The organism is Paenalcaligenes suwonensis, from assembly GCF_011290505.1.
In the GTDB taxonomy this organism is placed as follows: domain Bacteria; phylum Pseudomonadota; class Gammaproteobacteria; order Burkholderiales; family Burkholderiaceae_B; genus Paenalcaligenes; species Paenalcaligenes suwonensis.
In genome coordinates, this window is sequence record NZ_JAANPV010000006.1 from 35,755 (window position 1) to 56,593 (window position 20,839).

At 50.5% G+C, this 20,839-nt stretch carries 22 protein-coding genes; 7 read left to right on the forward strand and 15 right to left on the reverse strand.

Annotation, left to right across the window (positions count from 1 at the left end; all coding sequences use genetic code 11):
- Positions 1–97: 97 nt before the first annotated feature.
- Genes hpnC through hpnE form a run of 3 tightly spaced genes read left to right on the forward strand, consistent with a single transcriptional unit; the run spans position 98 to position 3,145 of the window.
- Positions 98–961 (forward strand): squalene synthase HpnC, encoded by an 864-nt coding sequence (gene hpnC / locus GY634_RS10265; protein WP_166408452.1) that lies wholly within the window; start codon positions 98–100, stop codon positions 959–961.
- 19 nt (positions 962–980) lie between these two features.
- Positions 981–1,844 carry a presqualene diphosphate synthase HpnD gene (gene hpnD / locus GY634_RS10270; RefSeq protein ID WP_166408453.1) on the forward strand — a complete coding sequence of 288 codons (864 nt, stop codon included), beginning with the start codon at positions 981–983 and terminating at the stop codon, positions 1,842–1,844.
- Positions 1,841–3,145 (forward strand): hydroxysqualene dehydroxylase HpnE, encoded by a 1,305-nt coding sequence (gene hpnE / locus GY634_RS10275; protein ID WP_166408454.1) that lies wholly within the window; start codon positions 1,841–1,843, stop codon positions 3,143–3,145. The genes hpnD and hpnE overlap by 4 nt, the downstream gene beginning before the upstream one ends.
- Before the next feature lie 53 nt (positions 3,146–3,198).
- Here hpnE and GY634_RS10280 read toward each other — a convergent pair whose 3' ends face one another.
- The 4 genes from GY634_RS10280 to alaC are packed head-to-tail and all read right to left on the reverse strand — an operon-like array spanning position 3,199 to position 7,474.
- The gene (locus GY634_RS10280) at positions 3,199–3,549 is read right to left on the reverse strand and encodes a RidA family protein (RefSeq protein WP_166408455.1); all 351 of its coding nucleotides are present in this window, start codon (positions 3,547–3,549) and stop codon (positions 3,199–3,201) included.
- A gap of 30 nt (positions 3,550–3,579) precedes the next feature.
- Positions 3,580–4,989, reverse strand: a complete 1,410-nt coding sequence (gene thrC / locus GY634_RS10285; protein WP_166408456.1) for a threonine synthase — start codon at positions 4,987–4,989, stop codon at positions 3,580–3,582.
- Positions 4,989–6,290, reverse strand: coding sequence for a homoserine dehydrogenase (locus GY634_RS10290; RefSeq protein ID WP_166408457.1), 1,302 nt, complete (start codon positions 6,288–6,290; stop codon positions 4,989–4,991). The genes thrC and GY634_RS10290 overlap by 1 nt, the downstream gene beginning before the upstream one ends.
- Positions 6,287–7,474, reverse strand: a complete 1,188-nt coding sequence (gene alaC / locus GY634_RS10295) for an alanine transaminase (protein WP_166408458.1) — start codon at positions 7,472–7,474, stop codon at positions 6,287–6,289. The genes GY634_RS10290 and alaC overlap by 4 nt, the downstream gene beginning before the upstream one ends.
- A gap of 147 nt (positions 7,475–7,621) precedes the next feature.
- Here alaC and GY634_RS10300 point away from each other — a divergent pair, with 147 nt between their 5' ends.
- From GY634_RS10300 to pdxA, 4 genes are all read left to right on the forward strand, one after another.
- Positions 7,622–8,053, forward strand: coding sequence for an Mth938-like domain-containing protein (locus GY634_RS10300; RefSeq protein WP_166408459.1), 432 nt, complete (start codon positions 7,622–7,624; stop codon positions 8,051–8,053).
- Positions 8,054–8,062: 9 nt separating this feature from the next.
- The gene (locus GY634_RS10305; RefSeq protein WP_166408460.1) at positions 8,063–8,527 is read left to right on the forward strand and encodes a peroxiredoxin; all 465 of its coding nucleotides are present in this window, start codon (positions 8,063–8,065) and stop codon (positions 8,525–8,527) included.
- 53 nt (positions 8,528–8,580) lie between these two features.
- On the forward strand, positions 8,581–10,257 hold the full coding sequence (locus tag GY634_RS10310; protein ID WP_166408461.1) for a PhoH family protein: 1,677 nt from the start codon (positions 8,581–8,583) through the stop codon (positions 10,255–10,257).
- Positions 10,258–10,344: 87 nt separating this feature from the next.
- Positions 10,345–11,313, forward strand: coding sequence for a 4-hydroxythreonine-4-phosphate dehydrogenase PdxA (gene pdxA, locus GY634_RS10315; RefSeq protein WP_242683681.1), 969 nt, complete (start codon positions 10,345–10,347; stop codon positions 11,311–11,313).
- A gap of 3 nt (positions 11,314–11,316) precedes the next feature.
- Here the strand turns inward: pdxA and GY634_RS10320 are convergent, their stop codons facing one another.
- The 11 genes from GY634_RS10320 to GY634_RS10370 all read right to left on the reverse strand — a co-directional run bounded on the left by GY634_RS10320 (position 11,317) and on the right by GY634_RS10370 (position 20,649).
- The gene (locus GY634_RS10320) at positions 11,317–12,711 is read right to left on the reverse strand and encodes a replicative DNA helicase (RefSeq protein ID WP_242683682.1); all 1,395 of its coding nucleotides are present in this window, start codon (positions 12,709–12,711) and stop codon (positions 11,317–11,319) included.
- Positions 12,712–12,809: 98 nt separating this feature from the next.
- Positions 12,810–13,265, reverse strand: coding sequence for a 50S ribosomal protein L9 (gene rplI / locus GY634_RS10325; protein WP_166408463.1), 456 nt, complete (start codon positions 13,263–13,265; stop codon positions 12,810–12,812).
- A 15-nt stretch (positions 13,266–13,280) separates the two neighbouring features.
- The gene (rpsR, locus tag GY634_RS10330; RefSeq protein WP_135862647.1) at positions 13,281–13,559 is read right to left on the reverse strand and encodes a 30S ribosomal protein S18; all 279 of its coding nucleotides are present in this window, start codon (positions 13,557–13,559) and stop codon (positions 13,281–13,283) included.
- Positions 13,560–13,626: 67 nt separating this feature from the next.
- Complete coding sequence (gene priB, locus GY634_RS10335) at positions 13,627–13,944, reverse strand: primosomal replication protein N (protein ID WP_166408464.1); 318 nt, start codon at positions 13,942–13,944, stop codon at positions 13,627–13,629.
- Between the two features lie 19 nt (positions 13,945–13,963).
- The gene (gene rpsF / locus GY634_RS10340) at positions 13,964–14,374 is read right to left on the reverse strand and encodes a 30S ribosomal protein S6 (protein WP_166408465.1); all 411 of its coding nucleotides are present in this window, start codon (positions 14,372–14,374) and stop codon (positions 13,964–13,966) included.
- Positions 14,375–14,519: 145 nt separating this feature from the next.
- Positions 14,520–15,335, reverse strand: coding sequence for a GTP cyclohydrolase FolE2 (folE2, locus tag GY634_RS10345; protein ID WP_166408466.1), 816 nt, complete (start codon positions 15,333–15,335; stop codon positions 14,520–14,522).
- 137 nt (positions 15,336–15,472) lie between these two features.
- Positions 15,473–17,329, reverse strand: coding sequence for a 1-deoxy-D-xylulose-5-phosphate synthase (gene dxs, locus GY634_RS10350; RefSeq protein WP_166408467.1), 1,857 nt, complete (start codon positions 17,327–17,329; stop codon positions 15,473–15,475).
- A gap of 110 nt (positions 17,330–17,439) precedes the next feature.
- Positions 17,440–18,354, reverse strand: a complete 915-nt coding sequence (locus GY634_RS10355; protein WP_242683683.1) for a polyprenyl synthetase family protein — start codon at positions 18,352–18,354, stop codon at positions 17,440–17,442.
- A 1-nt stretch (position 18,355) separates the two neighbouring features.
- Complete coding sequence (locus GY634_RS10360) at positions 18,356–18,613, reverse strand: exodeoxyribonuclease VII small subunit (RefSeq protein ID WP_166408468.1); 258 nt, start codon at positions 18,611–18,613, stop codon at positions 18,356–18,358.
- A gap of 285 nt (positions 18,614–18,898) precedes the next feature.
- Positions 18,899–19,753, reverse strand: coding sequence for a sulfurtransferase (locus tag GY634_RS10365; RefSeq protein ID WP_166408469.1), 855 nt, complete (start codon positions 19,751–19,753; stop codon positions 18,899–18,901).
- 14 nt (positions 19,754–19,767) lie between these two features.
- Complete coding sequence (locus GY634_RS10370) at positions 19,768–20,649, reverse strand: DMT family transporter (RefSeq protein ID WP_166408470.1); 882 nt, start codon at positions 20,647–20,649, stop codon at positions 19,768–19,770.
- Positions 20,650–20,839: the final 190 nt, after the last annotated feature.

The window sequence follows — 20,839 nt, forward strand, 5'->3', positions numbered from 1 at the left end:
AGACCTCGCGATTATTCTGCCTGAAAGTCTAAACCAGAATGTGGCAATACGCTAAGGGGTGAGCACCTTGCGCCACACTGTGCTTTATACTTGCTACATGTCTGTAGATCACTATGAAAACTTCCCAGTAGCCTCTGTTTTACTGCCTAGAGCATTGCGCCCGGCCGTACACGCCATCTATAGGTTTGCACGTAGCGCCGATGATATTGCTGATGAAGGCGATGCAAGCAGCGAACAACGCTTGACAGCCTTGCACAACTATGAAGAGGCCTTGCAATACCTAGAAAAAGGCCACGCGCTTCCTGCAAAACTGGCTGAGCTACAACCCATATTTGAGCCACTGGCCACCCAAATACAGCAGCATCACCTGCCGTATAAACCGTTCTATGATTTGCTGTCGGCCTTCTGCCAAGACGTTCAACAAAGCCGCTATAACGAGCTAGAAGAACTCATGGATTACAGCCGTCGTTCTGCCAACCCAGTGGGACGCTTGATGCTGGGGCTGTATAAAGCGGACAACGCCGAAAACCTGCACTGGTCAGATGCAATTTGCACAGGTCTGCAATTAACCAATTTCTGGCAAGACGTCGCCATTGATTGGCAAAAAGATAGAGCCTATTTGCCACAACACTTGATGCAGCAATACGGGTTGCCGCACGATTTCCCCACACTCTGCCAACAAAACCCTAGCGCGTATCTAGACCCAGCATGGCAAGCACTCATGCAGTTTTTAGTGCAACACGCTCGCCACTTGCTACTCAGTGGTGCTCCGCTGGTTAAACAGTTACCTGGCCGTATAGCCCTAGAGCTAAAGTTGGTAATCTTGGGAGGCTTGCGTATACTTGAACGCCTTGAGCAAGTAGGCTTTGATATGTTCCATCAACGCCCCGTTCTGGCCAAAGCCGATTGGGGGTGTTTGCTCTGGCGTAGCCTACGACCATTGCCTTCCCCTACTCCTTGATAGATGCCCGCTACGCCGCATGAGTCCTGACGAATATTGCCAAAACAAAGCCGCCCAGAGTGGCTCCAGCTTTTATTATGCATTCCTGTTTCTGCCACAGGAGCGACGCCGCGCCATCACCGCTTTATATGCTTTCTGTAGGGAAGTAGACGATGTAGTCGATGAAATTCGTGAAGCATCCGTTGCGCGTATGAAACTGGTTTGGTGGCGCGAGCAAGTCGATGCGCTTTACCAAGGCCAAGCTACACACCCCGTAATGAAAGCATTGTCTGAGCATGTAGCTGTTTACGACATTCGTGCCGAAGAACTCTTGGCCGTTATAGACGGCATGGAAATGGATCTGGACGAAGTTCGGTACGAAACCTGGGAAGATCTACAACGCTACTGCTGGCATGCCGCTGGCGTAGTAGGCGTGATGTCTGCCAAAATCTTTGGTCAGACCTGCCCTGAAACTACCGAATATGCCCAGAAGTTAGGCTTGGCTTTTCAGCTCACGAATATTATTCGTGATGTGGGTGATGATGCCCGCCGTGGGCGTATCTACTTGCCTATTAATGAATTAGAAAAATTTTCGGTCAAAGGCGTCGATATTCTAGACCGTAGACACAGCAGCAACTTTGAAGCCTTAATGGCCTTTCAAACTGAACGCGCCTATGGTCTATACCGTGACGCCCTACAAAGCTTGCCCGAACAAGATCGCCGTGCTCAACGCCCAGGGTTATTGATGGCCGCCATCTACCACGCGTTATTGGTAGAGATCGCACGCGACAAATGGCCCGTACTGGATCAGCGCATTTCTCTGACCCCCATTAGAAAATTCTGGCTAGCATGGAAAACATGGGTACGTGGTGGCCGTAACCTAAAACGTCTTTTTGCACGATGAAGATTGCCATTGTTGGTGCTGGTTGGGCAGGTGCTGCGGCAGCCAGCCAGCTTAGCCACCAACATCAGGTCACCGTTTTTGAGGCAGCACGACAACTAGGTGGACGTGCGCGTTGTGTGCCCAATAGCGTCTTTGGTCATCCCATAGACAACGGCCAGCACCTGATGCTGGGTGCCTATACTCAGACCCTGCAATTGATGCGCAAGCTGGGTATCAACACAGAACAAGCGTTCCATCGTACTGAACTGGGAATTATCAGCGCTGATGCCCAGTATCAATTACGCGCTAAAGCGCTACCCGCCCCCTTACACATGGCGGCAGGTTTACTGATGGCTAAAGGCTATAGCTGGTCAGACAAACACAAGCTCATACGCTTACAACTGGCACTACAACAGCAGCAGTGGCAAGTTCCCCCACAACAAACCGTGCAGCAACTGCTACAACAGCACCAACAGAGTCACACCCTGATTGAGCACTTCTGGCAGCCCCTCTGTTTGGCAGCCATGAACACCCCCATAGACATTGCGTGTGCCCAACTGTTTGCCAATGTGCTGCGCGATAGCCTAGGTGGTAGGCGCGTAGACAGCCAAATGCTCATCCCCAAGCAGGACCTCTCAACACTATGGGCTAGCCATGCATTGCAGCACAGTGAACTATTGCTTGGTCATAGAGTACAAAGTCTGATCCCTACCGATATGGGCGTACAAGTAGATGGGCAGCACTTTGATGCGTGTATCCTAGCGCTCCCCCCGTACGATTGCGCACGCCTACTGGAACCTCTTGCCAGCACGCTTCAAGAGCAAGCGTGGCTGCAGCAGGTGCAAAGCGTGCGCCATCGCCCTATTGCCACCCTGTACTGGCAACCACGTAGCCCTTGGTTAGAACCCGAACCACTACTGATGTTGCACGAACAGCCGCACAAACAGCATTACGGACAATGGCTATTCAACCACCACGCTATTCCCAATAGCTTTGCACGCAATTTAATTAGTGTAGTCATTAGCAATGCAGGTGATGCCAGCCTACTGGGGCGCGAAACACTGGCTCAAAAGACGGAAGCACAACTACGTGAGCAAACACAATCACGCAGCCCGTTACCTGCCTTTAAACAACATGAGTTGATCATAGAAAAGCGCGCTACCTTTGAAGCCACCCCCACCGCCTTCAGAGCCGAAGAAAACACATTCTGGCCTGCTATTAAACTTGCTGGAGACTGGTTACAGAACCCCTACCCTGGCGTGCTGGAAGGTGCCGTACGTAGCGGCATTAAAAGCGCACAAGCACTGACCAAACAGCCATAAAAAAAGCTGAAACGCATCAACGTTTCAGCTTTTTCTTCCCTCTTGCCTACAACTTACTGAGGCAACGCAGCAATCACTACAATTTCCACGCCCAACTTAGGGTTAGCCAGTTCTACTTTACCTGTAGCACGTGCAGGCGGGTTTTGTGGATCAATCCACGCATCCCATACGGCATTCATGGCCGCAAAATCATTCATATCGCTTAGCCAGATAGTGGCTTGCAAGATGTTGGATTTGTTAGTACCTGCCAAGGCCAGAGCACGATCAACCTCGGCCAACGCGGTGCGAGTTTGCTCGGTGATATCTTGGCCTTCGTTACCAATCTGGCCTGCCAAGTACACGGTATTACAGTGCACCACAGCTTCACTCATTCTGGCATTGGGTTCAAAACGTTGAATACTCACGCTGTGCTCCTTGTTACGTGTGCGTGATCATTAAATAGCCGCGTGTGTTTCCACATAACGGCGGATTTGCTCTACATCAGCATCCAGCACTTCTACTTTCTGTGGCAACGACGCCAAGTGTTGCAGATGTGCAGGTACCGGTGCGGGTTGGCCAATAGCTTCTTCAATAGTTTCCGAGAACTTGGCCGGCAAAGCTGTTTCCAGCACCAGCATAGGAATACCCTCTTCCACAAACTGAGCCGCTACTTTTACACCGTCAGCAGTATGAGGATCGATGAGTACACCCGTTTCTTGGTGCACCGAACGAATGGTTTCTAAACGGTCTGCGTGTGAGCTTGTACCCGCAACGAAACCATAGGTGTTTTCAAACTCAGCTTTTTTATCGCTAAGATCGAAATAACCTTGAGTGCCCAATTGTGCCCACAAAGCGGCTAGAGCCTTAGGATCACGCCCCACTAGATCAAACACAAAGCGCTCAAAGTTAGAGGCTTTGGAAATATCCATAGAGGGGCTAGAGGTAGCATAGGTATTTTCTGAACTGCGAGGCTTGTACACACCGGTGCGGAAGAACTCTTCCAGCACGTTGTTTTCGTTAGTCGCCAAGACCAACTTACGTACAGGCAAGCCCATTTGTCGTGCAATATGGCCCGCCAGAATATTACCGAAGTTACCTGACGGTACGGCAAATGATACTTGCTGACCGGGTTTCTCGGTGGCACGTAGCCACGCCCAGAAGTAATACACCACCTGAGCCGCAATACGTGCCCAGTTAATGGAGTTCACTGCGCCCAAGTGCCAGCGTGATTTGAAATCCAAATCACCAGCCAAGGCTTTAACGATATCTTGGCAATCATCAAACACCCCTTTCACCGACAGGTTATGGATGTTGGCATCTTGCAAGCTGTACATCTGTGCACGCTGGAATTCACTCATACGGCCAAAAGGCGACAGCATGAATACATTCACGCCTTTTTTGCCTTTCAGTGCGTACTCGGCAGCAGAGCCCGTATCACCTGATGTTGCGCCCAGAATATTAATGGTGGTGCCGCGCTGTGTCAGCACGTACTCAAATACTTGGCCTAAGAACTGCATGGCCATGTCTTTAAAGGCTAAGGTAGGGCCTTGCGACAAGCCTACCAAACTAATTTGCCCTTTCAAGGGCTTCAGAGGCACCATCACGCCACCGTCGTACAACGCAGGGTTGTAGGCAGCTGCTGTCAGTTTAGCTAAGTCAGCACGCGGAATATCGGTCACGAAAATGGACAGAATTTCCAAAGCCAATTCGTGGTATTCCAGCTTGCGCCAGCTTTCTAATGTAGTGCTGTCTATTTGTGGGTAGTGTTCGGGAATAGCCAAACCGCCGTCTGGAGCCAAACCTTCCAACAAAATATCAGCGAATTCTTGGGGCTGCATGCCACCACGTGTAGAAACATAACGCATTACAAACTCTCCACGCGCAAACGGATTAGGTCTGAACGCACAAATGGCAATTGCTGAATTTGAGCAGTAGCTTGGTCAATATCGCCTTCGCGAGCCACGTGTGTCAGGAAGATGATATCGGCTTCACCATCTTGTGCAGGCTCTTGGAACATGGACTCAATAGAGATTTTGCCCTGCGCCAGAATACGGGCTACATCTGCCAACACGCCGGGTTGATCGGCTACACGCAAGCGCAAGTAGTAAGCGGAACGCACTTCTGCCATAGGCAAAATGGGGGTGTCAGCCATCGCATCTTGTTGGAAAGCCAAGTACGGTACGCGGTGTTCGGGATCAGCCGTCATTAAACGTGCCACATCCACCAAATCTGCCACTACGGCAGAAGCAGTAGGCAACTCGCCAGCACCAGCACCGTAATACACGGTAGAACCTACCGCATCACCATGCACCATTACCGCGTTCATGGCACCTTGCACGTTAGCCAACAAGGAGTCCGTAGGAACCAGTGTTGGGTGCACGCGCAGCTCAATACCTTCTTCGCGGTGACGGGTAATACCCAACAGCTTCACGGTGTAGCCAAGACGCTCAGCATGGCGAATATCTTCAGCAGCCAAGGACGTGATGCCTTCAATGTGTGCCGTGCTGAACTGTACAGGAATACCAAAGGCCAAAGCCGACAACAAGGTCAGTTTGTGCGCCGCGTCCACACCTTCAATATCGAAGGTAGGATCCGCTTCAGCGTAGCCTAGCTTTTGTGCATCAGCCAGCGCTGCCTCAAAAGACAGGCCTCGCGAGCGCATTTCAGACAAAATAAAGTTGGTTGTACCGTTGATGATGCCTGCTACCCATTGGATGCGGTTAGCACTCAAGCCTTCTCTAATGGCTTTAATGATAGGAATACCACCGGCCACCGCCGCCTCAAACGCCACCATCACACCTTTGTTATGTGCAGCAGCGAAAATTTCATTGCCATGCACAGCCAACAGTGCTTTGTTCGCAGTGACTACATGCTTGCCTAGTTCAATTGCGCGCATGATCCAGTCTTTGGCCAGTGTTTCACCACCCACCAACTCAACCACTACATCAATATCAGGATTATTCACTACATCCATGCCATCTGTACTGATGCTTACACTGTCGCCCAGTAAGTCACGTGCTTTTTGCACATCACGAACAGCTACAGCAACCACTTCAATACGTCTACCTGCACGTCTAGCGATTTCATCCGCATTCTGTGTCAAGACTTTCCAGGTGCCACCACCAACAACACCTAAACCCAGCAAACCAACTTTTATTGGACTCATTTCAACAACCCGTCCTTTCGGAACATTTCTTTGATACCACGTACCGCTTGGCGTGTACGTTGCTCATTTTCTATCAGTGCAAAACGCACATACTCGTCGCCGTACTCGCCGAAGCCAATACCAGGGGACACCGCAACTTTGGCATCAGCCAACAAACGCTTGGAAAACTCTAATGAACCTTGAGCACGGTAAAACTCAGGAATTCGTGCCCAGATGTACATAGATGCTTTTGGCACGTCTACATCCCAGCCAATTTCTTTCAGGCCTTTGGTCAATACATCGCGGCGGCTACGGTATTGCTCTACCACTTCTTTGACGCAATCTTGTGGACCTTCCAATGCTGCAATTGCTGCAACTTGCAGCGGAGTGAACGTACCGTAGTCATGGTAGCTTTTGATACGAGCCAATGCAGACACCAGCTCTTTATTACCCACCATAAAACCAATACGCCAGCCGGCCATGTTGTAGCTTTTGCTCATGGTGAAAAACTCCACCGCTACATCACGCGCCCCTTCAACTTGCATAATAGAAGGTGCTTCGTAACCATCAAAAGTGATGTCGGCATACGCCAAATCGTGCACCACCAAGATGTTATGTTCTTTTGCCAAGGCCACAATACGCTCAAAGAAGGACAAGTCCACACATTGCGCTGTAGGGTTACTTGGAAAACCCAAAATCATCATTTTAGGTTTAGGAATCGTTTCGCGCACTGCTCGTTCTACTTCTTCAAAGAAGTCAGTACCTGGAATCACCGGTACGGAACGAATATTGGCACCCGCAATAACTGCACCATAAATATGAATAGGGTAGCTAGGGTTTGGTACCAGTACAGTATCGCCTTGGTCCAAGGTAGCCAGCATTAAGTGCGCCAGACCTTCTTTGGAACCAATAGTCACAATGGCTTCGTCATCAGGATCGATTTTCACATCAAAACGACGCTCATACCAATCAGAGATCGCTTTGCGCAAACGAGGAATACCACGGGAAACAGAATAACCGTGCGTATCTGGACGAGAGGCTGCTTCAACCAGCTTATCCACAATATGCTGTGGTGTAGCCCCATCGGGGTTCCCCATCGACATATCGATAATATCCTCACCGCGACGGCGCGCCGCCATTTTTAATTCGCCAGTGATGTTAAACACATAGGGCGGTAAGCGTTCAATACGAGGAAAACCGGTCATGATCGTCCTTGAGATCAACAAAAGCCACAAAAAATTAATACTAAACCAACAAGTTTAATCTATCGCTGGCAAAGAGGAAAACATCTGCAAAATATTGGCAACACCGTAGTTTGCGCTATGATCATAATTGTTCTCTGGAGATGCACCGTGCTATTGCAAAAAGAAAACAATCCTCACCTAAATACGATTACTGCTTATGGCGATGATTACGTGGAAATCAACCGCGAAAAACACCACCAAAGCATCTGGTTTATGCCTGAAGGCGCCGTACAACCATTGGCCATAACATCGGTCAGTCAGATCACGCCAGATACGCTGCGCATGCTGGCAGGCCTTGATAATATTAAGCAAGACCCTATGGCTTTCTTAGAAGGTGCACCACAAGCACTGCCTGACGATGCCCCCGAAGTATTACTGGTGGGCACTGGTCTGCGCCAACAAATGCTGCACCCTTCTCTTACCGTAGAGTTACTACGTTTGCGCATAGGCGTGGAAGTCATGGACACGCCCGCTGCCGCACGTACCTACAATATTTTGATGTCTGAAGGCCGCAGGGTTGTGGCCGCCTTACTACTCTAAGGAGCACCTATGACTACCTTGGCTGTTGGCCAACCCATTCCCGCTTTTAGCGCTGAAAGCACACAAGGCACCATTTCTGCAGAATCGCTGAAAGGTCAAGCTTATGTGCTGTACTTTTATCCACGCGATAACACGCCTGGCTGCACCACAGAAGCCCAAGGCTTTAGAGACGCTATTGCTGACTTTGAAAAGCTAGGTGTACGCATTATTGGCGTCTCACGCGACAGCATGAGCTCACACCAACGCTTCATCGAGAAACAGGCTCTACCTTTTGCTTTAATCAGTGACCCCGATGAAACACTGTGCGAATTATTTGCTGTCATGAAAATGAAAAACATGTACGGTAAACAGGTACGTGGTATTGAACGCAGTACTTTTTTAGTGAATGCCGAAGGTAAACTGGTACAGGAATGGCGTGGGCTGCGCGTCCCGGGCCATGTTCAAAATGTACTGGAAGCCGTCCAACAACTTTAGTCTTAAGCTGTTCACACTACTTACGGACTAACTCAGTCAGGAGCACTGAATACATGCCTCTACCTCCGCTGCCCAAACGCCTTGGTAGTACTCTGGATGCACAAAGCATCCGTACCACCAACTCTAGTAAAAAAACAGCCAGTGCCGCCAAGAAAGCAGCACCAGCCCCCAAACCAGCGTCAGTGGCCGCCCCTTCAGTACCGGTTTCCCCTCCCCCTGCTGTGGCAACAGCCGAGGTAAAAACCACAACCCCTGCACCGGCGAAGCGCACTGAACGTCGCAGCACACCGCCTAGCACGACCAAAAAACCTATTCGTAGTAGCAAACGCAACCAGTCTCACAAACTGTTTGTGCTGGACACTAACGTATTGCTGCACGACTCGAATTCGCTGTTCAAGTTTGAGGAACACGACATTTACCTACCTATGATGGTCCTAGAAGAATTGGATCATCAGAAAAAAGGGATGTCTGAAGTTGCTCGCAATGCCCGCCAAGTCAGCCGTAACCTCGATGGTTTAGTGGGTGACAATACGCTGGATCACGGCTTACCACTGAATGCTCTGGGAAACATCGAAGCCAAAGGGCTGCTGTTTTTCCAAACCGAAGCACTGGAAGCTGATCTAAGCGTTAAGCTGCCTCTGGGCAAAGCTGACAACCTTATTTTGAGTGTTGTAAGCGCATTGAAAAAAACCATCACCGACAAAGATGTGGTGATGGTGTCTAAAGACATCAATATGCGCTTGAAAGCCAAGTCACTAGGCTTACTAGCAGAAGACTACCTGCACGACCAAGTGCTGGATGATTCAGACTTGCTGTACGAGGGCGCTCGCGCTCTACCCGAAGATTTCTGGCGTCAACACAGCAAAAAGCTCGAGTCATGGCAGCAAGCTGGCGCGACGTACTACCGCATACATGGCCCCATTTGCAATCAGCTACATGTCAATGAGTTCGTCTACACCGAAGGCGAGCAACCGTTGTATGCACAAGTAAAAGAAGTGGCCGCTAGCACCGCTGTGTTGGCAACGATTCGTGATTACAGCCATCACAAAAATAACGTGTGGGGCATTACCGCACGTAATCGTGAGCAAAATTTTGCGTTAAACCTGCTCATGAACCCAGACTGTGATTTCGTCTCACTACTGGGGCCTGCTGGTACAGGTAAAACCTTGTTGGCCTTGGCCACAGCTCTGACACAAACACTAGAAACACGCCTGTATAGCGACATCATCATTACGCGTGCCACAGTACCTGTAGGTGATGACATCGGCTTCTTGCCAGGTACTGAAGAAGAGAAAATGGCTCCGTGGATGGGTGCACTGGAAGATAACCTAGAAGTGCTACATCTAGGCCCTAACAGCAAAGGCGGGGCGAATAACACGTCAACGGAAAATAACCGCAGCAGCACCATGGAAGTGATCCGATCCAAAATTCAGATCAAATCCATGAGCTTTATGCGTGGCCGCACCTTCCTCAATAAACTGCTCATTATTGATGAAGCGCAGAACCTCACCCCTAAACAGATGAAAACACTGGTGACCCGTGCGGGCCCCGGTACCAAAATCATCTGCTTGGGTAACCTCTCGCAGATTGATACCCCTTACCTCACCGAAGGTAGCTCAGGTCTAACCTACGTGGTAGATCGCTTTATGGGGTGGCCACACGCTGGTCATATCACCTTGCAACGAGGTGAGCGCTCCCGATTGGCTGATTACGCCAACGACGCTCTGTAATCGTCCAACCCCGCCCCGGCATTTCGCCGGGGCTTTTTTGTTTTTTGCATTATGACAGCCCTTAGCTCCCTCCCTCTGGGGATCACCATGGGTGATGCTGCAGGCATTGGCCCTGAACTCATAGTCTCTCTACACCACCAAGGCCTTCCCCACCCCACAGTGGTGTACGGCGATGCTGGCATACTTAGACGAGCCGCCAAAGTACTAGGGCTAGAGCAACACATCACCGTTGTAGAGGCCCACAACCTACCCGACAACAGCACACCACCTGCAGGCACCATTGTGGTGCGTAATCGCTGGCAAGCCCTGCCTGACGACCTCGCTTTTGGTGAAATCAATGCTCAGGCAGGACGTGGCGCTTACGAATACCTGTGCCATGCCATTGATGACGCACAAGCCGGCCTCATACGCGGGATTGTGACAGCCCCCTTGCATAAAAAGGCTATGCAAGCAGGCGGTATTGATGCGCCCGGGCACACAGAAATTTTGGCAGAACGCTCACAAACCCAAGACTTTGCCATGATGCTTGCCAACCACGAACTGCGCGTATTGCTAGTCACCATACACATGGCTTTAGCCGATGTACCACGCCACATCACCTTTGATGCTGAATTACGTGCTATACGCTTGGCGCACCTAGCCTGTAAGCAAGCAGGCATTGCTGCCCCTCGCATTGCTGTAGCAGGCTTAAACCCCCATGCAGGCGAGGATGGAAAATTTGGGCTAGAGGAACAACAGGTGATCACGCCTGCCATACAAGCAGCCTGCGCCGAAGGCTTAATCGTCAGTGGCCCATGGCCAGGCGACACCATTTTCATGCGTGCCCGTAAGGGAGAGTTTGATGTGGTAGTTGCCCAATACCATGATCAAGGTCTGATTCCGGTCAAGTATTTGGGGGTAGATGAAGGGGTAAACATCACAGTGGGACTCCCCTTTGTACGTACCAGTGTAGACCACGGCACCGCATTTGATATTGCTGGAAAAGGAATCGCTGACCCCTCATCCTTGCGTGAGGCTTTTGACATGGCACTGCGCATGAGCGCAGCACCCTTATAAGCCTTATTCGTTATCGACGTAGGCGTTACCGCTAGTGTAGTTAAGAAAGCGCGTACTGGCTCCCTGGAAGGCCACACGAACCGTACCAATAGGACCATTACGCTGCTTACCGATAATCAGCTCTGCCGTACCTTTATCCGGTGAGTCGGGGTTATACACCTCGTCACGGTAAATAAACAAAATCAAGTCGGCATCCTGCTCAATCGCACCAGATTCACGCAAGTCACTCATCACCGGACGTTTGTTGGGACGTTGCTCCAAACTACGGTTTAACTGCGACAATGCAATCAGCGGGCAATCCAGCTCTTTAGCTAACCCTTTTAGGGATCGACTGATTTCAGAAATCTCAGTTGCTCGGTTCTCACTACCCGAGTTACCCGACATCAACTGCAAGTAATCGATAATGATGAGGCCTAGCCTTCCGCATTGTCTGGCCAAACGGCGTGCACGAGCACGCACTTCCATCCCCGATAAACCGGGTGTTTCATCAATATAAATCTGTGCTTCTTGTACTTTTTGTACGGCGTGCGTGAGCTTAGGCCAATCTTCAGCCACTAACTTACCTGTACGCATACGGTGTTGGTCTAGCAAGCCTACGGAACCCACCATACGCATGGCCAACTGCACGGCCCCCATCTCCATAGAGAACACAGCAACGGGCAAGCCTTGCTCAATAGCAACATGCTCACCAATGTTCATAGATAACGAGGTTTTACCCATGGACGGACGCCCTGCCACAATGACTAAGTCACCGGGTTGCAAGCCTGAGGTCATACGATCCAAGTCTACAAACCCTGTAGGGATCCCCGTGATCTCGGAATCGCCTTCACGATGGTAGAGCTCGTCAATACGCTCTACCACTTGGGTCAGCAACGGCTGGATTTCCAAAAAGCCCGCACTGCCCCTAGAACCTTCTTGCGCAATTTGAAAAACGCGAGACTCTGCGTCATCTAAAATTTGACGAGCTTCTTTACCTTGAGGATTAAAGGCCGCAGACGAAATTTCATCGGCTACCGTCACCAGCTTACGCAGCATGGAGCGCTCGCGCACAATCTCGGCATAGCGCCTAATGTTCGCCGCCGATGGCGTGTTATGTGCCAGCGCGTTTAAATACTGTAGCCCACCTACTTCTTCTGCTTTTCCGGCTGTGGATAACGACTCGTATACCGTCACCACATCGGCCGGGCGTCCTAAGCCGATTAGACGCGTAATATGCTGCCAAATAATGCGGTGATCGAAGCGATAAAAGTCTTCATCTACCACAATATCAGCAATACGATCCCACGCGGCATTATCCAGCAACAAGCCACCCAACACCGACTGCTCGGCCTCGATGGAATGCGGCGGAACACGCAAATAATCTAGTTTAGTATCCGTATTAGGAATATCTTCAGCCAACGCTAAACCCCATGAAAAGCAAAAGAAAAAGCCGGCTAGGTGCCGGCTTTTTTCACACGTGGTACACCAATTTAAAATGTACCATGTTCACGTGCTGATTAGTCGATATCGCCTTCAACGATAACGGCCAAATCAACAATCACGTCTGGGTGCAGAACCACTGCAACGGTGTACTCACCAATTGCTTTCAGTGGACCATCAGCCAAACGGATTTGCGAGCGCACGATGTCTGTGAAGCCAGAAGCAACCAGCGCAGCAGCGATGTCCATGTTTGTTACGGAACCGAACAAACGGCCATCAACACCAGCTTTTTGAACCAGTTTTACACTGTGCTCAGCCAGTTTAGCGCCTACTGCTTGAGCAGCAGCCAAACGGTCGGCTTGTGCTTTTTCCAATTCAGCACGACGTGCTTCAAATTCTTGGATAGCACTGTCAGTAGCACGACGGGCCATTTTGCGGGGCAGCAAAAAGTTACGAGCGTAACCATTGCGCACGCGCACTACATCGCCCAAATCGCCCAAATTAACAACTTTTTCTAGCAGAATAACTTGCATGACTTAGCTCCCGAATTATTTGTGATTATCGGTGTACGGCAACAACGCCAAGAAGCGAGCACGCTTAATAGCGGTGTCAAGCTGACGCTGATAATGAGCCTTAGTACCAGTCAAACGTGCAGGAATGATCTTGCCGTTTTCTTGGATGAAATCACGCAGTGTGTCCAAATCTTTGTAATCGATTTCTTTAACTTCAGCTACAGTGAAGCGGCAGAATTTACGACGTTTGAACAACGGATTCTGCTGACCAAATCTGCGGCGTTTATCTTTGCCGCCTTTACGACCAAAAGCCATGATATACCTCTGTATTGTTCCGGTTTAACCGGAAATTTATTTCGTGCGGTACAACCCGCACCTTGACTTACACAACAACCGTTGCACTGCCTGGATAACGAACGCGTACTTCTTGTATATGCACAATCATTCGTACCGACGCTTTACGCAACGGGGCGATAAAACCAGTGATATCTACTGTTGCCCCTAGAGGCACATCGACTAACAACAAGGCTGTATCACCAAGCGCCACGGCATCAACCTGAAAATCAAGGCGGCGTTTAAGGCCAGCTTCTATTACTTCTGACTGGTGTTGCAGTGTCAGCTCTATGGCTGGCAATCCCGCTGGGGTGTAACGTAACTCCCCGGGGGTAGCAACAACAGCCGTAAATGTCAGATGATTCACGTACGCTGTTGGAACCTAATTAGGACTCAGAGACTTCTTCGTCCTGCTCGTCAACTTCGTCCTCGTCGTCAGCTTGGCTGTCGGCGCTAGCACGACGGCTGTCTTCACGCTCAACGGACTTCATCATGACGGATGCGCCTTCAGGAGCAGCATCAGTCTTAGCGACCAAGTAACGCAGGATGGCATCGTTGTAACGGAACGAGTGCTCTAGTTCGTCCAAAGTGCTCTGGCCAATTTCAATGTTCAGGCAAACGTAGTGAGCCTTAACCAGTTTTTGGATAGGGTAAGCCAATTGGCGACGACCCCAATCTTCGTGACGGTGGATTTTACCGCCTTCAGAAGTGATGATCGCCTGATAGCGCTCAACCATGGCGGGCACTTGCTCGCTTTGGTCTGGGTGCACAATAAACACTACTTCGTAGTGACGCATGAAACAACTCCTTGTGGATATCGCCTGAAAAAACGTTTTCAGACACGACAGCCCACCCTATACAACTGGGTGAGCAAGAAACCAAGTATTCTACCTTGCGATGAGGCTTACACACAAGCCCCATCATGCACAAACTTGAATCGCGTTAACCTTCCACCACAGCGTAAGCCGAGTGGTTATGGATGGACTCAAAGTTTTCCGCCTCGATGCGGTAATTCAGAACAGACGGCATATCACGTACCAACACCGCTACATCACGCACCAAATCTTCTACAAATTTGGGGTTTTCGTAGGCTTGTTCAGTCACGTATTTCTCGTCTGTACGCTTCAACAAGCCCCACAGCTGGCACGATGCCTGCTCTTCCACTTGCTGAATCAGCGCATTCACGTCTACAGCAGCCGGATCCTCTAACATCAAGTTCACGGTAACGTGCGAGCGTTGGTTATGGGCGCCATATTTAGAGATAGCTTTAGAACATGGGCACAGACTGGTCACGGGTACCAGCACGCTTAGCTCGAACTCTACATCTACCTCGCCATCGTCCGTACGAACAGCATTAGCCGACCAGCCCAACTCGTAATCCAACAAGCTTTGTACACCAGACACTGGCGCTGCTTTGTTAATAAAGTACGGGAAGGAAACGGTGATCTCACCAGCTTCGGCCTTCAGCAGATCCAGCATTTCAGCCGCAATCTGACAGTACAGCGTAGGTGTGATGGGAGTTTGTCTATATTTTTCCAGCAACTCCATGAAGCGGGACATGTGCGTGCCTTTTTCTTCAGGAGGCAACGCAACGGTTAACTCCCACTCGCCCACAGTAGGCGCAGCATCGCCAGCCAACTGAACGAAAAGCGGGTAACGCACGCCACGTACGCCAACCTTCTGAATCGCAACGTGGCGGGTATCCACACTGCTTTGCACGTCCGGCATTGTTCCAGCCGTTTTAGTAGTACTCGTCATGATAATTGTCCAAATATGCCCACCTGGACATAACTGAGAAAATCGTAATGCTTTAATTATGAAATAGATACACGCTGCGCTCTCACTATAACCCCACTAACTACAGGCGTATAACGAGAGCGCAGCGTATAAATAGCTTATTTATTTTCCACGAAGGCCGACACGGACCGCTCAATACCCGCCGCATCCAAACCCAATTGGGCATGCAGCACTTTTTGATCACCGTGGTCGATGAATTCGTCGGGGTAGCCCAAATGCAACATAGCTTTGATGATGCCGTTGTTAGCAAAGCATTCACTAACCGCACTACCTGCACCGCCCATAATGGCCGCATCTTCTACGGTGACAAAATGCGTGTGCTCAGCGGCGAGCTTCACCAGTAACTCTTCATCCAATGGCTTCACAAAGCGCATATCTACCACTGTGGCATTGCTGTGCTCGGCTGCTTTCAAGGCGGCAGGCAGCAACGTACCAAACACCAAGATAGCAACCTTGCTACCCTGACGACGCACCACTGCTTTCCCTATTTCCACACCTTCCAAGCTCTCGCTTATCTCTACTCCCGTACCGGTACCACGAGGGTAACGTACAGAAGCAGGCCCTTCGTGCAAATAGCAGCTATTTAAGAGCAGACGGGTTTCATTTTCATCTGATGGAGTCGCTATCACCATATTTGGCACACAGCGCAAAAAGGCAATATCGTAATTACCGGCGTGTGTAGCGCCATCCGCCCCCACCAATCCCGCACGGTCTAAGGCAAAAGTAACGTCTAGATCCTGTAGTGCGACATCATGCACCAACTGATCGTACCCACGCTGCAAAAACGTAGAGTAAATCGCCACCACCGGTTTTTGTTTCTCACAGGCTATGCCGGCGGCAAAGGTCACAGCGTGCTGCTCGGCAATGCCCACATCAAAATAGCGCTCGGGGAAACGTGCCTCGAACTCGACTAGGCCGCTACCTTCTCGCATTGCCGGTGTAATACCGTACAAGCGTTTGTCGTGTGCGGCCATGTCACAGAGCCACTTACCAAACACCTGTGTATAAGTAGGAGAGCTTGCCGCTTTACCCTGACGTATACCTACATCGGGGTCAAACTTACCTGGACCGTGGTACAGCACCGGATCAGCCTCGGCTAACTTGTAGCCCTGTCCTTTGCGGGTAACCACGTGCAAAAACTGCAAACCGCCTCGTTCTTGCAGGTTTTCCAAGGTAGGAAGCAAAGAGTCCAGATCGTGCCCATCAATAGGGCCTATATAGTTAAAGCCCAGCTCTTCGAATAACGTCGCTGGCGCCAACACGCTTTTGGCATGCCCTTCGAATCGTCGCGCAAGCTCCAGCACAGGAGGGACATGCTGTAAAACAGCTTTGCCCACATGCTTCGCTGCAGCGTAGAAGCGGCCCGACATCAACCGTGCAAAATAACGGTTTAACGCGCCCACGGGTGGTGAAATAGACATATCGTTGTCATTCAACACCACCAACACATTCACACCTGGTGTAACGCCGGCGTTGTTCAGTGCCTCAAAGGCCATCCCTGCCGTCATTGAGCCATCGCCAATCACCGCAATATGCTGACGCGAAATGCCTTGATTGCGTGAAGCCACCGCCATCCCCAACACAGCCGAGATAGAGGTAGAGGAATGCGCTGTGCCAAAATCGTCGTACTCAGACTCGCTGCGCTTAGGAAAACCAGAAATACCACCAGCCTGACGCAGACCACTCATTTGATCGCGTCGGCCTGTCAGGATTTTGTGCGCGTACGATTGATGCCCCACATCCCACACAATGCGGTCATGTGGTGTATTGAATACATAGTGCAAGGCTACCGTCAGTTCTACGGTTCCCAAGTTGGATGACAAATGCCCACCCGTGCGCGACACGGAGTGCAAGATAAACTGACGCAACTCAGCCGTCAGTGTGTCCAGATCACCCCGACTTAGAGCACGTAAATCCTTAGGGGACTGAATTTGTTCAAGTGAAACGGTAGTCATAAAAAAATACTGATCCAGTACGAAGACTTATGCAAGCCTTGATACAAATTGCAGGTAATTGATCATTGTAGACGTAAATAGCAGGCAGCACAGCCGCCTGCGTTCAACAATTAGTAAGCTCGCCCAACAATGTAATCTGCCATATAGCTGAGATACTGACCACCATTGCCCAGCGCTCTAATCGCCATACGCGACTGCTCATGCAATGACGCCAAAAAGGCTTTTGCCTCATCCAGCCCCATCACAGAAACATAAGTAGGTTTATTGTCTACTGCATCTTTACCTGCAGTCTTACCCAACGTTTGGGTATCGGCGGTCACGTCTAGGATGTCGTCCATAACCTGGAAACCCAACCCCATCGCATTACCGTAATCGTTCAACATTTGTCGCTGAGTAGAACTTGCACCCGCCACAATACCGCCTAACACAATGCTGGTTTTCAGCATAGCACCCGTTTTCAGCCTATGCATTTCTTGCAATTGCTCAAGGTTCAGCGCAACCCCCACGCTCTCACAGTCAATAGCCTGACCTCCTGCCATGCCCATTGAACCTGCCGCTTTCGCCAGTAACGTTACCGCTTGCACAGTTAATGCTGGAGCCACAGGCATGGATGCCAACAACTCAAATGCCAAAGGCTGTAGCGCATCCCCCGCCAACATAGCCGTGGCTTCATCAAACTGTATATGCACCGTAGGACGCCCACGACGCAGCGTATCATCGTCCATGCACGGTAAGTCATCGTGCACTAATGAGTACGCATGAATCAGTTCAACAGCGGCTGCCGCGAGGTCTAGTGCTTTTTCTTGAGCTGCGGTGGGGGCCGCGCCTTGCAGCACCGCTTCGCCCGCCGCATACACCAAGGCAGCACGCACACGTTTACCACCGCCCAATACGGCATAACGTATTGCCTGATGTAAACGCTGAGGCTTCACATCTTCTGCCGGCAACATACTCGCCAGCACTTGCTCCATATGCTGCACCCGCTCTTGCAACCAGGCCTCACCTACCGTTTTCTCTACACCCATATCAATCCTCTATGCCGTTATCGCCAAGGGGTTTGAGCAATTGTCCCTGCAGCACTTTTACCTGTTGTTCCGCTTTTTCTAAGCGCTGCTGACAGACCTTAGCCAATTCCACACCACGCTGATAGGCGTTGATGGACTGCTCTAGCGATAACTCTCCACTTTCCAAATGTTGAACCAACTGTTCTAACTCGGCTAATGCCCCTTCATAATCTTCGGGTAGCGGCGCACCCGCAGCATCTGTGTTCTGTATATCACTCATTACTATTTCCTTTCAGGCTGAAAAGGCCTAAAAGGGCCCAGCCTACATGCCGCATTAGCGGTAAACTTCGCCATTTTAACGGCATATGACTAAAGGGTAACAACTCTACGCGAAATCTCAGGGCTTTATGCTTAACACCCGCCCTTTCCCCGCGCAGACACAGTGTATTGCCTACTGCTGACTCACACCCTAGGGGTATATGCATAACCCGTGAAGTTAGCTCCAACAAAAAGGCCTGAGTATCGTTAGTAACTCAGGCCTTCAGATGACAACAGCAGCGCAAAACTACGCTTCACCTACCGCCACAGGTCTATCCGCATCGCTCACCCACTCGCTCCACGAACCTGGATACAAGCTAGAGCCCGTCATACCTGCCAATTCCATTGCAAACAAGTTATGACATGCCGTAATACCGGAACCACACTGATGTACCACTTGCTCAGCAGGACGTCCGCCTAATAAAGAAGCAAACTCAGCGCGCAACGCAGAGACATTTTTGAATGTGCCATCCGCCTGCAAGTTAGCACTGTTAGGACGATTTAACGCCCCAGGAATATGGCCCGCCACAGGGTCTATAGGCTCCACCTCTCCTCGGAAACGCTCAGCAGCGCGCGCATCAATCACCACAAAGTGGGGGTGATCAATGTTCTTCAATACCTCGTCAGCTTGCACCGTAGGCATATCAGGCACAGCACTTTCCAACCACTGGCTAGGTACACGCCCTGCTGTAGTCGCATCGGTTTCCACGCTACCGCTTTCTGCGATCCACGCTTGCCACCCACCATCCAAAATGGCGACTTTCTCGTGACCTAACCACCGCAACATCCACCATAAGCGAGCCGCAAACATGCTATTTCCCGCATCATAAATCACCACTTGAGTCTGGCTTTCCAAACCGTGTGCACGCATCAAGTTGGCAAATGTAGAGCGATCAGGCAAAGGATGTCTGCCATTTTTACCGTTCACCTTACCGACTAAGTCAGAATCGTTATCCAAGAAATGAGCGCCAGGAATATGCCCTTGAGCATAAGCGAGCCGTCCCGCCTGCGGATTCATTAAGTCGTGTCGTACATCGAACAACAGCCAATCAGGTTGATGTTCTTGTTGTAGCTCGGCTGCGGTAATCAAATAGCTATACATTGCCACTCCTTCACTTAATTACTTTTTGCTGCGGTCTCACCACGCAACAATTTGGATTCTGTGTATGTGCGCCACGATGACAACATACCAGACGCAATCACCAATGCCATACCTAGCCATGCTAGCAGATCAGGCACGTCTGCCCATATCACGATGCTTAGCAAAGAGGCAAAGATAATCGTGGAATACTGCAATGCTGCGGACAACAAAGGCGACCCTGCACCAAAAGCCCGCGTCATCGCTAACTGTCCACCCAAGCCAGCTACCCCCACACACAGCAGTGCTAACCATCCCTGCCATGGCAGATCGTGCCACCCATGTATGCCCAACCCGCCAATACTGGATAGGCACACAAAGACTGAAAACCAAAATACGGTGCGCCACTCAGACTCACCCATTTTTCCTAGCTGACGAATTTGCATCATGGCAACCGCCGAGCAAGCACCCGATACCAACCCCACGGTTGCAGCAAACCACTGGTCCTCGCTGATACTGGGGCGCAACACCGCGATGACACCGACGAAGCCCAACAGCACCGCAAACACCCTCACAAAATCGCGACGCATACCCCCCAAGAACACCATCCAGATACCAATAAACAAAGGCCCGGTATAGTTCAAGCTGACGGCAGTAGAGAGGCTTAAATTGGTTAGCGCGAAGAAACCTGCCCACATGGAGGTTACGCCAAACAAATTACGTAAGAGATGCGCTTTCCAGCTTACCGGTCGCAAGCTACGCTTACGCCATTGCGCCCACGCAAAAATACAGATTACAGACGGCAAGCCCCTAAAGAGCACTATTTGTGCCAGGCTTGCGTCATATTCGGCAGAGATCTTGATACCTGCCCCCATGATGGCAAACATAAAACTGGCCACCAACATCCATAACGATTGCATGCAGAAATCCGCTGGAAGGGAAAATAGTCAAAGATTAAAACTATACTCCCCCTATCTTGCAATAGCAGTCTTCAACCGCATATAACACAGTAAACTACTAGGATGTGGTGTTACTCTCGCAAAATAACCACATCAAGACTTATGCAGCACCGCAGTAGTCTATTTATTTTTCTGATCCTCACGGTAAACA

Excerpts from the sequence above, each read along its gene's own strand:
- alaC (WP_166408458.1), bottom strand. The coding sequence starts at position 7,474 with ATGACCGGTTTTCCTCGTATTGAACGCTTACCGCCCTATGTGTTTAAC.
- dxs (WP_166408467.1), bottom strand. The coding sequence starts at position 17,329 with ATGACTACCGTTTCACTTGAACAAATTCAGTCCCCTAAGGATTTACGT.
- GY634_RS10290 (WP_166408457.1), bottom strand. The coding sequence starts at position 6,290 with ATGAGTCCAATAAAAGTTGGTTTGCTGGGTTTAGGTGTTGTTGGTGGT.
- hpnC (WP_166408452.1), top strand. The coding sequence starts at position 98 with ATGTCTGTAGATCACTATGAAAACTTCCCAGTAGCCTCTGTTTTACTG.
- rplI (WP_166408463.1), bottom strand. The coding sequence starts at position 13,265 with ATGCAAGTTATTCTGCTAGAAAAAGTTGTTAATTTGGGCGATTTGGGC.
- GY634_RS10305 (WP_166408460.1), top strand. The coding sequence starts at position 8,063 with ATGACTACCTTGGCTGTTGGCCAACCCATTCCCGCTTTTAGCGCTGAA.
- GY634_RS10360 (WP_166408468.1), bottom strand. The coding sequence starts at position 18,613 with ATGAGTGATATACAGAACACAGATGCTGCGGGTGCGCCGCTACCCGAA.
- hpnD (WP_166408453.1), top strand. The coding sequence starts at position 981 with ATGAGTCCTGACGAATATTGCCAAAACAAAGCCGCCCAGAGTGGCTCC.
- pdxA (WP_242683681.1), top strand. The coding sequence starts at position 10,345 with ATGGGTGATGCTGCAGGCATTGGCCCTGAACTCATAGTCTCTCTACAC.
- thrC (WP_166408456.1), bottom strand. The coding sequence starts at position 4,989 with ATGCGTTATGTTTCTACACGTGGTGGCATGCAGCCCCAAGAATTCGCT.
- rpsF (WP_166408465.1), bottom strand. The coding sequence starts at position 14,374 with ATGCGTCACTACGAAGTAGTGTTTATTGTGCACCCAGACCAAAGCGAG.
- folE2 (WP_166408466.1), bottom strand. The coding sequence starts at position 15,335 with ATGACGAGTACTACTAAAACGGCTGGAACAATGCCGGACGTGCAAAGC.
- GY634_RS10310 (WP_166408461.1), top strand. The coding sequence starts at position 8,581 with ATGCCTCTACCTCCGCTGCCCAAACGCCTTGGTAGTACTCTGGATGCA.
- GY634_RS10365 (WP_166408469.1), bottom strand. The coding sequence starts at position 19,753 with ATGTATAGCTATTTGATTACCGCAGCCGAGCTACAACAAGAACATCAA.
- GY634_RS10355 (WP_242683683.1), bottom strand. The coding sequence starts at position 18,354 with ATGGGTGTAGAGAAAACGGTAGGTGAGGCCTGGTTGCAAGAGCGGGTG.
- hpnE (WP_166408454.1), top strand. The coding sequence starts at position 1,841 with ATGAAGATTGCCATTGTTGGTGCTGGTTGGGCAGGTGCTGCGGCAGCC.
- GY634_RS10370 (WP_166408470.1), bottom strand. The coding sequence starts at position 20,649 with ATGCAATCGTTATGGATGTTGGTGGCCAGTTTTATGTTTGCCATCATG.
- rpsR (WP_135862647.1), bottom strand. The coding sequence starts at position 13,559 with ATGGCTTTTGGTCGTAAAGGCGGCAAAGATAAACGCCGCAGATTTGGT.